Origin of the sequence: Raineyella sp. LH-20 (assembly GCF_033110965.1) — a bacterium.
In the GTDB taxonomy this organism is placed as follows: domain Bacteria; phylum Actinomycetota; class Actinomycetes; order Propionibacteriales; family Propionibacteriaceae; genus Raineyella.
Genome location: NZ_CP137003.1, coordinates 2369722 through 2386328, shown reverse-complemented (window position 1 = coordinate 2386328; position 16607 = coordinate 2369722). Strand labels below are relative to the sequence as shown.

General features: G+C 69.8%; 10 protein-coding genes and 2 pseudogenes. 5 read left to right on the top strand and 7 right to left on the bottom strand.

The genetic code is table 11. The annotated features are described in order from the left end of the window. Positions 1-15: 15 nt before the first annotated feature. From uvrC to R0146_RS10410, 3 genes and pseudogenes are all read right to left on the bottom strand, one after another. Positions 16-2004 (bottom strand): excinuclease ABC subunit UvrC, encoded by a 1989-nt coding sequence (gene uvrC / locus R0146_RS10420; RefSeq protein WP_317689378.1) that lies wholly within the window; start codon positions 2002-2004, stop codon positions 16-18. Between the two features lie 127 nt (positions 2005-2131). Further along, a complete protein-coding gene (locus R0146_RS10415) occupies positions 2132-3223 on the bottom strand; it encodes a glycosyltransferase family protein (RefSeq protein WP_317689376.1) in 1092 nt (363 codons plus the stop codon). A gap of 203 nt (positions 3224-3426) precedes the next feature. Further along, positions 3427-5913: pseudogene (locus R0146_RS10410) on the bottom strand (sodium-translocating pyrophosphatase); the annotation flags it as partial. Positions 5914-6125: 212 nt separating this feature from the next. Between R0146_RS10410 and R0146_RS10405 the strand changes: the two are divergent. Continuing rightward, positions 6126-6551: a QcrA and Rieske domain-containing protein gene (locus R0146_RS10405; protein ID WP_317689372.1), complete on the top strand. Its 426-nt coding sequence runs from the start codon at positions 6126-6128 to the stop codon at positions 6549-6551. 13 nt (positions 6552-6564) lie between these two features. Here the strand turns inward: R0146_RS10405 and uvrA are convergent. Together uvrA and R0146_RS10395 are read right to left on the bottom strand one after the other, a co-directional pair. Next, positions 6565-9396, bottom strand: a pseudogene (gene uvrA / locus R0146_RS10400) (excinuclease ABC subunit UvrA); the annotation flags it as partial. Between the two features lie 204 nt (positions 9397-9600). Beyond that, positions 9601-10359 (bottom strand): DUF4389 domain-containing protein, encoded by a 759-nt coding sequence (locus tag R0146_RS10395; RefSeq protein ID WP_317689370.1) that lies wholly within the window; start codon positions 10357-10359, stop codon positions 9601-9603. 229 nt (positions 10360-10588) lie between these two features. Between R0146_RS10395 and R0146_RS10390 the strand changes: the two genes are divergently transcribed. The 4 genes from R0146_RS10390 (at position 10589) to R0146_RS10375 (ending at position 13808) form a co-directional block, all read left to right on the top strand. After that, entirely contained in the window at positions 10589-10957 is a 369-nt protein-coding gene (locus R0146_RS10390; protein WP_317689368.1) for a YciI family protein, read from the top strand. A 121-nt stretch (positions 10958-11078) separates the two neighbouring features. Continuing rightward, complete coding sequence (locus tag R0146_RS10385) at positions 11079-12071, top strand: LysR family transcriptional regulator (RefSeq protein WP_317689366.1); 993 nt, start codon at positions 11079-11081, stop codon at positions 12069-12071. 235 nt (positions 12072-12306) lie between these two features. Continuing rightward, entirely contained in the window at positions 12307-13098 is a 792-nt protein-coding gene (locus R0146_RS10380; RefSeq protein WP_317689364.1) for a maleylpyruvate isomerase family mycothiol-dependent enzyme, read from the top strand. After that, the gene (locus tag R0146_RS10375) at positions 13092-13808 is read left to right on the top strand and encodes an MBL fold metallo-hydrolase (RefSeq protein ID WP_411567139.1); all 717 of its coding nucleotides are present in this window, start codon (positions 13092-13094) and stop codon (positions 13806-13808) included. The genes R0146_RS10380 and R0146_RS10375 overlap by 7 nt, the downstream gene beginning before the upstream one ends. 102 nt (positions 13809-13910) lie before the next feature. Here the strand turns inward: R0146_RS10375 and R0146_RS10370 are convergent, their stop codons facing one another. Both R0146_RS10370 and uvrB read right to left on the bottom strand, forming a co-directional pair. Continuing rightward, positions 13911-14492 carry a class I SAM-dependent methyltransferase gene (locus R0146_RS10370; RefSeq protein ID WP_317689362.1) on the bottom strand — a complete coding sequence of 194 codons (582 nt, stop codon included), beginning with the start codon at positions 14490-14492 and terminating at the stop codon, positions 13911-13913. Further along, a complete protein-coding gene (uvrB, locus tag R0146_RS10365) occupies positions 14489-16585 on the bottom strand; it encodes an excinuclease ABC subunit UvrB (RefSeq protein WP_317689360.1) in 2097 nt (698 codons plus the stop codon). Before uvrB ends, R0146_RS10370 begins: the two co-directional genes overlap by 4 nt. Positions 16586-16607: the final 22 nt, after the last annotated feature.

The following is a 16607-nucleotide window of genomic DNA, read 5'->3' as shown; positions in this document are numbered from 1 at the left end:
CCGTCGTCATTGCGCTCATTCCTCGGTGATCTCGCCGGTGGCCGTGTTGAGCACTTCGCGGGCCGGCGCGGCGCCGACCGCCGCGACCACGGCCCGTGCGGTGGCCGGTCCGAAGCCCGGCAGGGCGCGGATCTCGTCCTCGGTGGCGGTCCGCAGTCTCTTCACCGACCCGAACTCCTTCATCAGGGTGGCCCGGCGCCCGGGGCCGAGGCCCTGGATGTCGTCGAGCATGGACTCCAGCATGGACCGGCTCCGCCGGGTCCGATGGTGGGTGATGGCGAACCGGTGCGCCTCGTCGCGGACCCGCTGCATCAGATAGAGGCCCTCGGAGGTCCGCGGCAGGATGACCGGGTAGTCCTCCTCCGGCAGCCAGACCTCCTCCAGCCGCTTGGCCAGACCGCACAGTCCGACGTCGGTGATGCCGAGATCGTCGAGGGCACGTCGTGCCGCCTCGACCTGCGGCGGTCCGCCGTCGACGACCACCAGCGAGGGGGCGTACGCGAACCGGAGTGGCTTGCCGGTGGTCGGGTCGACCAGCGACGGGCCGTCCCCCTCCCCGGTGAGCAGCTCCTGCTCCTGCAGCATCCGACTGAACCGGCGGGTGATCACCTCGTACATCGACGCGACGTCGTTCTGCCCCTCGACCCCCTTGATGGTGAAGCGCCGGTACTCCGATTTGCGTGACATGCCGTCCTCGAACACCACCATCGACGCGACCACGTTGGTGCCCTGCAGGTTGGAGATGTCGTAGCACTCGATCCGCAGCGGCGGAGTCGGCAACGACAGCGCCTCCTGGATCTCCTCCAGCGCCCGGGTCCGTGCGGTGAGGTCGACCGAGCGCTTCGTACGGTGCCGGGCCAGCGCCTCCTCGGCATTGCGGGTCACCGTGTCCATCAGGGTGCGTTTGTCCCCGCGCTGCGGGACGCGCAGCGACACCCGGCTGCCGCGCCGCTCGGACAGCCAGTCGGTGTAGACCTCGGCGTCATCGGGCAGCACCGGCACCAGGACCTCCCGCGGGATCGGCCGGGCCTCGCCGTTGACCTCCCCGTCGGTCACCTCCAGTTCCCCGGCGGCACCGTAGAGCTGGGTGAGGAAGCTGCCGACCAGCTCCGGCTCGGTCTGGTCGGCGGTGCGGTCCGCGACCCAACCGCGGCGCCCGCGGACCCGGCCGCCGCGGACGTGGAACACCATCACCGAGACCTCGAGCTCCTCGGCGACCATCGCGATCACGTCGGTGTCGGTGCCGTCGCCGAGGACGATCGCGTTCTTCTCCATCGCCAGGTTGAGCGCGGCGATGTCGTCACGCAGCACCCCGGCCCGCTCGAACTCGAGGTTGCCCGCGGCCTCGGCCATCTCCCGTTCCAGCCGCCGGACCAGCCCGGTGGATCGGCCCGCCATGAACTGGCAGAAGTCGTCGGCGACGGCCCGATGCTCCTCGGCGGTCACCCGGTCCACGCACGGTGCGACGCACTTGCCGATGTAGCCGAGCAGGCAGGGCCGGCCGGCCGCCCGGGCGGCGCGGAAGGTGCCGGCCGTGCAGGAACGCATCGGGAAGACCCGCAGCAGGGTGTCGACGGTCTCCCGGATGGCCCAGGCGTGGCCGTACGGTCCGAAGTAGCGCCAGCCCCGGCGCTTCTTGCCGCGCCCGACGAACACCCTGGGGTACTCCTCCGACCAGGTCACCGCCAGCCACGGGTAGGACTTGTCGTCGCGGTACATCACGTTGAACCGCGGGGCGTACTCCTTGATCCAGGTGTACTCGAGGCCCAGCGCCTCCACCTCGTTCTGCACCACGGTCCAGTCGACCCGGGCGGCCGTGGTGACCATCGCCTGGGTGCGGGGGTGCAGATTCGACAGGTCGGCGAAGTAGGAGTTCAGCCGCTGGCGCAGCGACTTGGCCTTGCCGACGTAGATCACCCGGCCGTGGGCGTCACTGAACCGGTAGACCCCCGGCTCCAGCGGGATCGACCCGGGCGCCGGGCGGTAGGTGGACGGATCGGCCATGACGCCCAGCATAGGTGCGGGCAGTGACCCCGGACGGGACGGACGGGCGGGCGGGACCGGCCCCCCAGGACCGACCCCGCCCGTCCGTCGAGGGTCACGCCCGGCTCCCTGACCGTGACCCTGGTCCTCAGGCGCCGAACCAGGTGGCGGTGCACCGGGCGATCGCCCGTTCGAAGCTGTCGTCACTGTGCCTGCTGCGGATCCACGCGTCGATGTCGCCGGCGGCGGCTGCGGTCTCCCGACGGCATCCCTCCGGATCGGTCACCGCATGGAAGAGCATCTCCTCGGCCTGCTGCTCGGTGTCGTAGAAGTAGAGGTAGCCCTCCGGCAGCAGGGCACGGGCCCACGGCAGGTTCGGGAAGACGCCGATCGCGCCGCCCGCCAGCGCCTCCAGGTACTGCAGACCGTACGACTCGTCCAGCGAGGTGGCCAGGAACGCGGTGGTGTGGGCCAGCCGGTCCCAGTAGTCCTCCCGGGACGCCATCGGCCCGACCCAGGTCCACTTCTCCCGGGAGATCCGCATCGCCTTCTCGGTGACCAGATCCTTCTCCAGCAGGCGCATCTCCAGCGTGATGGGCGTACGGGCCGCGACCGCGGAGACGACCCGCAGGAACAGCTCCGGCCGCTTGCGGGCCGCCAGGGTGACCGCCGGGTAGAGCACGACGGGGATCTTGGTGGCGGTGCGCGGGCGGACCCGCTGCAGGTGGATGCCCAGGTTCTCCCAGCCGATCACCGCCTTCTCCGCCAGCGCCGGGACGGTCCAGGTGTCCAGCACCTCCCGCACCTCGGTCGCGGTGCGCTCCGAGTTGGCGAAGGTCGGGAAGAGCCCGAAGGACAGCCCCAACGAGGCCTGCCGGACGGTCTCCGGGTACTCCGACACGTTCTGCCACAGGAAATTCATCACCTGGGGCGTGCGTGCGCGTTCCTTGAGCACCGTCCACACCAGCGGAGAGTCGAGGACGTCCATGTTGATCACGACCGTGCTGTCGCCGTCGACGAACTGCAGCGGCATCTGGACGAACCCGCGGCAGCGGCGCTCCTCGGGCCCGATCAGGACGGGGTCGGGGAACAACCGCAGCAGGCGGCGGACCAGCGTGGGCCCGGCACCCCTGCCGATGACGTCGCCGTCGGCATCGACCAGCGGCTCGTGGCTGAGTGCGCCGAACTTGACCGCGATCCGCTTGGTCGCGTTGGCGGGGGCCTTCGGAGGAACAGACATGGCGCTCATCCCTTCCGGATCGGGTCGGTGGGTCGGTCGGTCGGCGCGCCGCGGCGGGGCACCGGGACCGCGGCACGGTCGCTGCCCGGTTCGGCGACATCGGCCGACGGTCGGACGACCTCGAGGGCCGGTGCTGCGGCGCGCTCGGCGATCGGCTGCTCGGTCTCCTGTTCCTCGGCGCCGGTGTCCTCCAGGGCCGTGGTGATCCGCATGCCGTAGAAGGAGCGGCGGACGAAGAACGCGGAGGCGAGGAAGAAGATCACGGCGAGGACAGTGACCAGGGCTCCGAGCCCGCGGCCGGTAAGGGCCACCGCGAGCTCCACGGCCAGCAGGCCGAACAGGGTGGTGAACTTGATCACCGGATTGAGGGCGACCGACGAGGTGTCCTTGTACGGGTCGCCGACGGTGTCGCCGACGATCGTCGCGTCGTGCAGGGCGGTGCCCTTGGCGTGCAGGTCGGTCTCGACGATCTTCTTGGCGTTGTCCCAGGCGCCACCTGCGTTCGCCATGAAGATGGCCTGGTAGAGGCCGAACACCGCGATCGAGATCAGGTAGCCGATGAAGAAGTAGGGCTCCACGAAGGCGAAGGCGAGGGTCGCGAAGAAGATGCCGAGGAAGAGGTTGAGCATGCCCTTCTGGGCGTACTGGGTGCAGATCTCGACGACCTTCTTGGAGTCGGTCTCGCTGGCCCGGGTGATGGTGTCGTCGAGGCGGATGTTGTCCCGGATGAACTCCACCGCACGGTACGAGCCGGTCGTCACGGCCTGGATGGTGCCACCGGTGAACCAGTAGACGACGGCGCCGCCGGTGATCAGGCCGAGCAGGAACGGCGGGTGCAGCAGGGACAGGTTCTCGATGCCCTCGGTCATCCCGTTCGTCAGGCCCATGATGATCGAGAAGATCATCGTGGTGGCGCCGACGACGGCGGTGCCGATCAGCACCGGCTTGGCGGTCGCCTTGAAGGTGTTGCCGGCGCCGTCGTTCTCCTCCAGCATCAGCTTCGCGCTCTCCCACTCCGGCCGGAAGCCGAAGTCACGCTCGATCTCGTCGTCGATACCGTCGATCTCCTCGATGGTCGACAACTCGTAGACCGACTGGGCGTTGTCGGTGACCGGACCGTACGAGTCGACGGCGATCGTCACCGGGCCCATCCCGAGGAACCCGAAGGCCACCAGCCCGAAGGCGAACACCGACGGCGCCAGCATCAGCGCGTCCAGACCGGTCGTCGAGATGCCGTACGCGACGCCCATCAGGCCGATGATCGCGACGCCCAGCCAGTAGCCGGACATGTTGCCGGCGACCAGACCGGACAGGATGTTGAGCGACGGCCCGCCCTGCCGGGAGGACTTCACCACTTCCTGGACGTGGCGGCTCTTGGTGGAGGTGAAGACCTTGACCAGTTCGGGGATCAGGGCGCCGGCCAGGGTGCCGCAGGAAATGATCGTGGCGAGCTTCCACCACAGGCCCGCACCGAGGTCGGGGATCAGCGCCCAGCTGGTGAGGAAGGTGAAGGCGATCGACATCAGCGAGGTGAGCCAGACCAGGCTGGTCAGCGGCGCCTCGAAGTCCATTCGGTCGGCGTCGGCGTAGCGCGACCGGGTGATCGCGGCATTGATGAAGTAGGACACCGCCGACGCGATCACCAGGACCGCGCGGATCACGAAGATCCACACCAGCAGAGTGACCTGGGCGGCGACGTCGTGGACGCCGAGCAGGATGAAGGTCACCAGCGCGACGCCGGTGACACCGTACGTCTCGAAACCATCGGCGGATGGGCCGACCGAGTCGCCGGCGTTGTCACCGGTGCAGTCGGCGATCACGCCCGGGTTGCGGGCGTCGTCCTCCTTGATCTTGAAGACGATCTTCATCAGGTCGGAGCCGATGTCGGCGATCTTGGTGAAGATGCCGCCGGCGATCCGCAGCACCGAGGCGCCGAGGGACTCGCCGATGGCGAAGCCGATGAAGCAGGAGCCGGCGATCTCCCCCGGCAGCACCAGCATGATGAACAGCATCATGAACAGCTCGACCGAGATCAGCACCATGCCGACCGACATGCCGGAGCGCATCGGGATCGAGTGCACCGGGTGCGGCTTGCCCTTCAGCGAGGCGAAGGCCGCCCGGGAGTTGGCGAAGGTGTTGACCCGGATGCCGTACCAGGCGACGCCGTACGACCCGGCCATGCCGATCAGGCTGAACAGCAGGACGATGGCGACCCGTCCCCAGCCGAAGCCGACGAGGAACTTGTAGTAGGCGAAGATGACAGCACCGATGATCACCCACAGGATCAGCAGGAAGCGACCCTGGGTCTGCAAGTAGGTCTTGCAGGTGGAGTAGATCAGCTCGGAGATCTCGTGCATCGAGCGGTGCACCGGCAGCTTGCGGAGCTGGGCGTACGTCACGACGCCGAACAGCAGGCCGAACAGGCAGACCACCAGGCCGACGGCGAGGAGGATCCGCCCGTCGACACCGCCCAGGAAGCCGACCTGGGACAGATCGGGCAGCGACAGATTCGCCTCGCCACCGATCCTTTCACCTCCTGAGGCGGCCGCGCCCCCACCGCCGGCGCTGCAGCCGGCGAGAGTGGTGGCCAACAGGGCCACGGTGGAGACGAGGGCGATCCGCCGATGCGGAGGGAAACTCGGTGAGGTGCGGCGGGCCGAGGCCCGCGGCAGGCGAAGGTGATCCGTCATGATGTGATCCTGGCTTCCTTGCGAGAGATGTCAGACGGCCGATGTATCCAGGCTATGACGGGATGTAGTAGAAGCTCCGTGACCCTTCTCTCATGTGAAGTTCTTCACAAGAGTGCCGCGGCACGGTCCGCGCCGGGCACGATCAGGTGGCACCGGCTACCATCGGGCCCACATTGCCGGGGAACCGGTCGCCACCACCCAGGAGGAACTGGATGCAAGCGCAGCGCCGCACCGTTTTCACGCTCGCCGGAGGCCTCGCCGTGGCGGCCCCGTTGGGTCTGTCGGCCTGCAGTGCGGACCCGACCGGCGGGAACGCCCGGACGCGGACGAAGAACAACCGCCAGCTGCGTGTGAAGAAGTCGGACGTCCCGGTCGGGTCGGGCGTGATCTACCCCGACGACGGCTACGTGATCACCCAGCCGGTCGCGGGCCAGTTCGAGGCGTTCTCCGACGTCTGCTCCCACGCGGGCTGCCCGGTCCGCCAGATCACCCCGGACCATCGGATCCACTGCCTGTGCCACAACTCGTACTTCGCGGTCGCCGACGGCAAGGTCCTGGAGGGCCCGGCGCCGACCGGCCTGACCCGGGCCACCTTCGCCGAAGAGGGCGACGAGATCGTCGTGAAGGGCGTCAAGTAGTCCGGGCGTGCCCCAGGATCGGGCGCAGGTAGCGGCCGGTCCACGAGTCCTCGCAGTCGGCGACCTCCTCGGGGGTGCCCTCGACGACGATCGACCCGCCGCGGCGCCCGCCCTCCGGGCCCATGTCGATGATCCAGTCGGCGGACTTGATCACGTCGAGGTTGTGCTCGATGACGATCACCGTGTTGCCCTGGTCGACCAGCCGGCCGAGCACCCCGAGCAGCTTGCGGATGTCCTCGAAGTGCAGGCCGGTGGTGGGCTCGTCGAGGACGTAGACCGTACGCCCGGTCGACCGGCGCTGCAGCTCGGCGGCCAGCTTCACCCGTTGCGCCTCGCCGCCGGAGAGGGTGGTCGCCGGCTGGCCGAGACGTACGTAGCCCAGGCCGACATCGACCAGAGTCTGCAGGTGCCGGGAGATCCGCTTGATCGGCTCGAAGAACTCCAACGCCTCCTCGATCGGCATGTCGAGGATCTCGGCGATCGTCTTGTTCTTGTAGTGCACCTCCAGCGTCTCCCGGTTGTACCGGGCGCCGTGGCAGACCTCGCACGGCACGTAGACATCGGGCAGGAAGTTCATCTCGATCTTCAGGGTGCCGTCGCCGTGGCACTCCTCGCACCGGCCGCCCTTGACGTTGAACGAGAACCGGCCGGGACCGTAGCCGCGCATCTTCGCCTCGGGGGTCTCGGCGAAGAGCTTGCGGACCTGGTCGAACACCCCGGTGTAGGTCGCCGGGTTGGACCGCGGCGTGCGGCCGATCGGTGACTGGTCGACGTGGATCACCTTGTCGATCTGGTCGACGCCCTGCACGGCTCGGTGCTTGCCGGGCACCGCCTTGGCCGCGTAGAGCTGCTTGGCCAGCGAGCGATAGAGGATCTGGTTGACCAGGGTGGACTTGCCCGACCCCGACACCCCGGTGACGACGGTCATCGTGCCGAGCGGAAAGGTCACCGTGACGTGCTGCAGGTTGTTCTCGTACGCGTCGCGGACGATCAGCTCACGTCCGGCCGAGCGGGGCCGGCGGACCCCGGGCATCGGGATAGAGCGGCGACCGGCCAGGTAGGCGCCGGTGAGCGACTGGTGGTTGGCGAGCAGCTCCTCGTACGGTCCGGAGACGACGACGTCGCCGCCGTGCTCACCGGCGCCGGGGCCGATGTCGACCACCCAGTCGGCGGCGCGGATGGTGTCCTCGTCGTGCTCGACGACGATCAGGGTGTTGCCGAGGTCGCGCAGCCGCTCCAGGGTCTGGATCAGCCGGGCGTTGTCGCGCTGGTGCAGCCCGATGCTCGGCTCGTCGAGGACGTAGAGTACGCCGACCAGTCCGGCGCCGATCTGGGTGGCCAGCCGGATCCGCTGGGCCTCGCCGCCGGACAGCGTGCCGGCCGAGCGGGACAGGGTGAGGTAGTCCAGGCCGACGTCGACCAGGAACTGCAGCCGTAGCCCGATCTCCTTGACCACCCGCTCGGCGATCTGGGTCTCCCGCTCGCTGAGCTGCAGGCCGGCCAGGAAGTCGGCGGCGTCGGTGATCGCCATGTCGGCGACCTCGGCGATCGACCGCCCGCCCACGGTCACTGCGAGCGAACTCGGCTTCAACCGGGCGCCCTTGCAGGCGGTGCAGGGCACCTCGCGCATGTACCCGGCGAACCGGTCGCGGGCGGTGTCGGTCTCAGCATCGTCGTGGCGGCGGGCGATCCAGTGCACCACACCCTCGTACGAGGTGGTGTACTTGCGCTCCCGGCCGAATCGGTTGCGGTAGGAGACATAGACCGGGGCGCCGTGGCCGCCCAGCACCAGCCCCTGCACCTCGGCGGGCAGCTCCCGCCACGGGGTGTCGAGGCTGAACCCCTCCTCCTTCGCCATCCCCTGCAGCAGGCGCATGAAGTAGTCGCTGGTGTGCGACCCGGCCCACGGGGCGATCGCGCCGGCGGCGATGGACAGCTGGTCGTCGGGGATGACCAGATCCGGGTCGACCTCCATCCGGGTGCCGATGCCGCCGCACTCGGCGCAGGCGCCCCACGGCGAGTTGAAGGAGAACTGGCGCGGCTCCAGTTCGTCGATGTTGACGTCGTGCCCGTTGGGGCAGGCGAGATGCTCGGAGAACCGGACCTCGCGGTCGGGATCCTTGGTGTCGCGGTCGACGAAATCGATCGCCACCACACCCTGGGTGAGGCCCAGGGCGGTCTCGATCGAGTCGGTGAGCCGGCGGTGAGCGCTCGGCTTCACCACCACCCGGTCGACGATGACGTCGATGTCGTGCTTCTTCTGCTTCGCCAGCGTTGGCGGGTCGGTGAGCTGGTGCTGCGCGCCGTCGACCCGGACCCGGGCGTAGCCCTGGGTGGTGAGCTGCTGGAACAGGTCGGCGTACTCGCCCTTGCGGCCGCGGACCACAGGGGCGAGCACCTGCAGCCGGGTGCCCTCGTCCAGAGTCATCAACCGGTCGACGATCTGCTGGGGCGACTGGCGGCTGATCGGGGCGCTGCAGACCGGACAGTGCGGGTGCCCGGCACGGGCCCACAGCAGGCGCAGGTAGTCGTACACCTCGGTGATGGTGCCCACGGTCGAGCGCGGGTTGCGGCTGGTCGACTTCTGGTCGATCGAGACGGCCGGGGACAGCCCCTCGATGAAGTCGACGTCCGGCTTGTCCATCTGGCCGAGGAACATCCGGGCGTACGAGGACAGCGACTCGACGTAGCGGCGCTGGCCCTCGGCGAAGATGGTGTCGAAGGCCAGGCTCGACTTGCCCGACCCGGACAGTCCGGTGAAGACGATCATCGCGTCCCGTGGCAGGCTCAACGAGACATTGCGCAGGTTGTGCTGGCGGGCCCCGCGGACGACGATGCGATCCAGCCCGGCAACGGCCGCGGGACGAGCGGCAGCATTGCCGAACACCGCGGGCTCCCCCGGCGCACCCGGCTCGGGGGCCGACGCGAACTCGGAGGAGCGGGTGTCGAACGTATCAACTGGGCTCACCCGGCAATCCTATGCACAGACCTCTGACACTCCGGATCCTCACGCCAGGCGGCCCGCGGCATGCGCGACGGGCCCCCGCGATCACTGGGCAGGCGGTGTCGCGTCCCCCTCTCCGGGACCGGCGGCGGACGGCGCCGTGGCACCCTCGCCGAGATGGGGACCACCCGGCTCGTACGGCCCCTGGTCGAGCCGGAACGGCGGGTACTGGTCGGTCATCAGCAGGGCGTACGCCGAGACCCGCCAGCTCCAGCGGTTGAAGCCCATCACCAGCGCGTAGAGCTGCTGGGGATACCGCCCGCCGAACAGCAGGGCGATCAGCGCGATCAGCACCAGGATCGGGACCACGCCGGGCCAGTTGACGCGCACGCCCTCGTCGTTGGAGGTGCTCCCGATCGAGGTGCCGAACAGCACGGCCAGGATGATGTAGTGCGGGATGGCCAGCAGCCACCATTTCACCAGCACCAGCCCACGGGAGAGTCGCTCGGGGTAGCGGACGTCGAGGCGGGCAGGGTAGTCCGGTCGGTCGGCCAGGGTGAACGGCGGGTAGATGTCCGTGGCGGCGACGTCGTACATGTAGTACTGCACACGCCAGGCCCACCGCATGACGCCCAGCAGGTAGTCGAACGCCCACCGGGGGTACTCCGCGGTGACCAGGATGGAGACGAGCACCCAGATCCACACGAAGACCGCGCCGATCGCGAGGAAGCAGAGGACGATCAGATGGGGGATGGCGAGAAGCCATTTCACGAGCCACAGCCCACGCGACACTGCGGGAGCCGGGGCGCCTTCGACGACGACCGGGTACTCGACCACGTCAGGTCCTTGCAGCGGAACAGCCATGCCTCCATCATGACCGCGTTCCAGGGCCAGATCCGGGGATCGGGCGGCCCGACCGCGTCACACCGCCGGAGCCGTGGAGGCCGCCGTAGCAGCCCCGTCCGCCCCGGCGGCATCGCCAGCACCGACACCACTGCAGGACCGACACCATTGCAGGACCGACACCATTGCAGAACCGACACCATTGCCAGCACCGCCGACGGGGGTCACCCTGGGAGACAAGGAGGTCATCATGCGCTGCGTGCTGCTGCTGAACAATGCCGAGCCGAAGCCCGGCGAAGTATCACCGGAGGCCATCGCCGCGATGCAGGAGGCGTTCGGGGCGTACGGCCGGGAACTGGAGGCCGCCGGTGTGCTGGTCGCCGCGGAAGTATTGACCTCGCCCGCCGAGGGGACCAGCCTGACCCGGCGGACCTGGGCGGTGGACGCCCGACACGGACCGTTCGCCCCGGCCACCGAACCGCTGATGGGCGTGTTCGTCCTGGACGTCCCCGATCGGGCCACCGCACTGGCCTGGGCGGAGAAGTGCCCGGGCGCAACGTACGGCATCGTCGAGGTCAGGACCTCGGCCACCTCGTTCGTCGACGGACAGTGGAGTTGATCCGGGCGGTGCGCACCGATCGACGTACCACGGCCGTCCCTGCGCCGTCACCGCAGGAGCGGAAGGCGCAGGTGAACCGGGCGGGGCGCAGCGATCGACGTACGACGGCGGGTCGGCGCCGATGACGCATCGCTGGCCCGACCCGGACGCCCTCGAACTCCTGGTCGCGGTGGCCGAGCACGGCAGTGTGGGCGCTGCCGCCCGGGCACTCGACATGGCCCAGCCGAACGCCTCCCGTACGCTGCGGACGCTGGAACGTACGCTCCGCCTGGACCTGCTGCACCGTACGCCGCAGGGTTCGACGCTCACCCCGGAGGGGGCGCTGGTGGTCACCTGGGCGCGCAGCATGCTCGGTCAGGCGCAGACCCTGGTCGACGGGGTGGCGCTGCTGCGCCGGGAGCGGACCGCCCGGGTCGCCGTCGCTGCGACGCCGCTGATCGCCGAACACCTGCTGCCGATGTGGGTCGCCGAGCTGCGCAGCACCACCCGGGCCCGGGCGCCGCAGTGGTACCGCAGCGGCGCGCCGACGGCCAGCCCCACCGTCACCGCGGCCGGCGAGGTCGAGGTGGACCTCACCGTGGCCGACTCCCGCCAGGTGCTGGATCTCGTCGCGCACGGCGAGGCGAGCCTCGGATTCACCGAGGAACCGGCCCGGGCCGCCGGGCTGGAGGTGCTGACCTTCGGCACCGAGGGGCTGGTCGTCACCGTCGCCCCGCACCACCGGTGGGCCCGCCGCGAGTCCCCGGTCCCCGTCGCGGAGCTGGCCCGTACGCCCCTCGTCCTGCAGACCACCGACACGTCGACCCGCCGGGCGGTCGACCGTGCGCTCGCGGCGTACGACCCGGTTCCGCCGCGCCAGGAGGCCGCGACGGCTTCCGCTGTGCTCGCCGCGGTCGCTGCGGGCCGGGCCCCAGGGGTGGTCGGCGGCCTCGACGCGGCCCCGTGGATCCGGACCGGACGGGTGACCCCGGTCGTCGTGGCCGACCTGAGGTTGTCCCGACCGCTGCAGGTCGCCTGGCCGAAGGGCGGCCGCCCGCCGGACCTGGCCGGTGAGCTGCTGGGGATCGCGCTGGCCCACGCCCGGCGGTATGCGGCACCCGGCCGGATGGACTGAGCGGCGGTACGGCGTCCGGGCACAATCGGCGGCCGGTGGTCGACCCGAACGAACCGGCGACCGCGAACCCCGACGACTCTCAGCCCGACCGACGATTCACGTCAACCCCGGTGCTCCGCGGGAGCACGACCGAATACGATCGGTGCTCCCGCCGAAGATCGCGGATCTTGAGAATCGTCGGGGAGTGTCCGACCGTGTGTGGAGGCCGCCGGCGGCCTGTGGTTAGGGTGGACCGGTGAGCACCGACAGCCCCGGCCTCAAGACCCTTTCCCAGGTACGCCCCGCCCTCCGTACGGCCACCCACGACCTGTTGGGCGCCACGATCCAGGTGAGCGACGAGGACTGGGCGCGGCCCAGTGCTCTCCCCGACTGGAGCCGCGCCGAACTGGCCGCCCACATCGCCCGCCACGCCGATGCCCTCCGTGGCGTGGTGGAGGGCGCCCTGCGTGGTGAGGACGTCGCGCTGTACCCGTCGCCCGAGGCCCGTGACGCCGGCATCCGCACCGGCGCCGGCCGCACCGGTCTGCAGATCCAGGAAGATCTCGACACCGCCTGCGGTCGCCTGGAGCAGGCGTTCGACGAGGTGACGGACTGGGCCGTGCAGGTGCCCTTCCGGGACACCCGGGTGCCGGTGGCGACGCTGCCACTGGGTCGGTTGGCCGAGGTCGTCCTCCATCACATCGACCTGGAGATCGGGACAGGCTTCGACGACCTGGATCCGGTGGTCGCCGCCGTCATCATGGACTGGGCCGTCGATCGGATCGGCCACAAGCCCGGGGCGCCGGCGCTGCGCCTCGTGGCGTCGGACGGTCGGCAGTGGTTGACCCCGGCCGCCGAGCACGCGGTACCCGAGCCCAGCACGACCGCCGAGCAGGCCACGGCCGAGCCCGGCACGGCGTCCGGACAGCAGCCCGGTGCTGTCGTCGAGGTCTCCGGCACCCCCCAGCGTCTGCTCGGCTGGCTGGCCGGCCGACTGGGCGCGGACGCGGTCTCCGGCGCCGACGAGGTCGAGGTCCCCAGGTGGTGACGCCCGCGGCCGATTCCGGTCCCCACGATCCCCTCTCCCCGGCGCCCCACGGCTCCCCCGAGTTCCACGTCACGCCCGGCGGGCCGGCACTGGTGATCGACCTCGGCGGGACCACGGTCACCAAGGTCTCGGTGGGACCGACCGACAACAACGCGTACGTCATCGCCCGTGGTGACGGGCCGGTCGTCCTGGTCGACTGCGCTGCGGACCCGGACCGGCTCGGCGAGGTGCTCGCGGGGCGTACGGTCGGGGTCATCGTCACCACCCACCGGCATCCGGACCACGTCCGGGTGCTCGCCGAGATGGCCGCGCGCACCGGTGCCCGGCTGGTCTGTGGCGAGCCGGACCGTACGGACATCCAGGATCGGACCGGCACCGTCCAGACCGGCCTGTGGGACGACGATCGGGTGCAGTGCGGTGACCTCGACCTGGCGGTGATCGGGCTCGTGGGCCACACGCCGGGGTCGATCGCCCTGGTCATCACCCCCGAGACCGGTCCGGCTCATCTGCTCACCGGCGACGCGATCTTCCCCGGTGGCCTCGGCAGGACCCACTCGCCGGAGGACTTCGCCACTCTCCTCGGCGACGCCGTCGGCAAGGTCTTCGACCGCTTCCCCGACCCGACGGTGCTGCACCCCGGGCACGGCGACAGCACCACGATCGGCCGGGAGCGGCCGCACCTCGACGAGTGGCGACGCCGCGGGTGGTGATCTGCGGGTGGTGATCTGCGCCCAGTGATCGCGGCCGGTGACCGCCGCTGGTCCGCAGCCCGTGACCCGACACCGCCCTGGGGCCGTGACCCGACGCCCGGCTCAGTCCCGGTAGGCGTCGAGGACGATGTCGATGGCGGTGCCGTCGGGCGTCTCCCGGGTGACCTCCTCGAGTCGCAGCACGGTGAGGTCGCCCGCCGCGGCCCGAAGCTGGTCGGGATCCAGCAGCATGGCCGGATCCTGTGGCCCGCCGACGCCATCGGTGAGGTTGCGGCGGGCGTGTCCGACGACGAGCAGATGCCCGCCCGGAGCGACGTACTCGCGGAGCGTGCTGAACACGTCGGCGGTCACGTGCATGAAGGAGACCAACACCAGGTCGTAGTCGTGCGGCGCCTCCCAGGTGGTGATGTCGTCAACGACCCAGGTGATCTCCAGTCCGCGCCGCCGGGCCTCCGCCTCACCCTTGGCCAGGCCCACCGCAGAGAAGTCGATCGCGGTGACCTCCCAGCCGCGTTGGGCGAGCCAGATCGCGTGGCGCCCCTCCCCCGCCGCGACGTCGAGCGCCCGGCCCGGCGTCAGGCCGGTGGCGATCGACGCCACCACCTCGTGCGGATCGGCGCGCCAGAGATGGTCACGCTCCGCGTAGCGGCGGTCCCAGTCGACCGCGTCGGCGGGCCCGGTCACCTGGTGGCCTCGACCATCTGGCGCAGCTCCTTCTTCAGCTCGGCGATCTCGTCGCGGAGGCGGGCCGCGACCTCGAACTGCAGTTCCTTGGCCGCCTCGTGCATCTGCGTGGTGAGGTCCTGCACCAACTGGGCGAGCTCCATCGACGGCACCCCGGAGAGGTCCCGGACCGCCCCGGACTCGACGGCCGGGGACGTGGGCCCGTCCAGGGTGTGGTACCCGCGGCCGGTCGTCCGGGCCATCAGCTCGTCGGTGTCGGCGTCCTCCCGGGCGAGCATCTCGGTGATGTCGGAGATCTTCTTGCGCAGCGGCTGCGGATCGATGCCGTGCGACCGGTTGTAGGCCATCTGCACGTCCCGGCGCCGGTTGGTCTCGTCGATCGCGACCTGCATCGACGGGGTGATCCGGTCGGCGTACATGTGCACTTGGCCGGCCACATTGCGGGCCGCGCGGCCGATCGTCTGGATCAGCGACCGATCCGAGCGCAGGAAGCCCTCCTTGTCCGCGTCGAGGATCGACACCAGCGACACCTCGGGCAGGTCGAGGCCCTCCCGGAGCAGGTTGATGCCGACCAGCACGTCGTACGCTCCCAACCGGAGGTCACGCAGCAACTCCACCCGTTTCAGGGTGTCGATCTCGGAGTGCAGGTAGCGGGTCCTGATCTGGTGCTCCAGCAGGTAGTCGGTGAGGTCCTCGGACATCTTCTTGGTGAGCGTGGTGACCAGCACCCGCTCCCCGCGGGCCGTACGTTCCCTGATCTGGCCGATCAGGTCGTCGATCTGGCCCTTCGTGGGCTTCACGATGACCTCGGGGTCGACCAGGCCGGTCGGCCGGATGATCTGCTCGACCACACCATCGGACCGCTCCAGCTCGTACGTTCCTGGGGTGGCGGAGAGGTACACCGTCTGCCCGATCCGTTCGACGAACTCGTCGAATTTCAGCGGCCGGTTGTCCATCGCGCTGGGCAGCCGGAAGCCGAAGTCCACCAGGGTGCGCTTGCGGGACATGTCGCCCTCGTACATGCCGCCGATCTGCGGGACGGTGACGTGCGACTCGTCGACGACCAGGACGAAGTCCTCCGGGAAGTAGTCGAGCAGACAGTTCGGTGGTGTGCCGGCACCGCGGCCGTCGATGTGCCGCGAATAGTTCTCGATGCCCGAACACGTGCCGATCTGGCGCATCATCTCCATGTCGTAGCCGGTCCGCTGCCGCAGTCGCTGCTCCTCGACCAGCTTCCCCTGGTCGTGCAGTTCGACGAGCCGGTGGTCGAGCTCGGCCTCGATCCCCTTGAGCGCGCGGTTCATCCGCTCCGGACCGGCGACGTAGTGGGTCGCCGGGAAGACGTACATCTCGTGGTCCTCGCTGAGCACCTCCCCGGTCACCGGATGCATCGTCGAGAGCGACTCCAGCTCGTCACCGAAGAACTCGGCGTGCACCGCGTACTCCTCGTACATCGGGAAGATCTCGACCGTGTCGCCGCGCACCCGGAACGTGCCGCGGGTGCCGGCCAGGTCGTTGCGGGCGTACTGCATTTCGACCAGCCGCCGCATCAGGTCGTCGCGCTCGTACTCCTCGCCGACCGTCAGGGTGAGCATCCGGTCGACGTACTCCTGCGGCGTACCGAGGCCGTAGATCGCCGAGACGGTCGCGACCACGATGACGTCGCGGCGGGTCAGCAGCGAGTTCGTCGCCGAGTGTCGGAGCCGCTCCACCTCCTCGTTCAGCGAGGAGTCCTTCTCGATGTAGGTGTCCGTCTGCGGGACGTACGCCTCCGGCTGGTAGTAGTCGTAGTAAGAGACGAAGTACTCGATGGCGTTGTCGGGGAAGAAGTTGCGCAGCTCGGAAGCGAACTGGGCGGCCAAGGTCTTGTTCGGCTGCATCACCAGCATCGGCCGCTGCAGCCGCTCGGCGAGCCAGGCGACTGTCGCGGTCTTGCCGGTGCCGGTGGCGCCCAGCAGGACGACGTCCTTCTCCCCAGCGTCGAGCCGTCGCTGCAACTCGTCGATCGCCTGCGGCTGGTCGCCCGCGGGCTCGAAATCACTGACGACGTGGAACGGGGCGACACGACGGGTGATGTGACTGACCGGACGCATGCTCCGAGCGTACGCGTCGGCA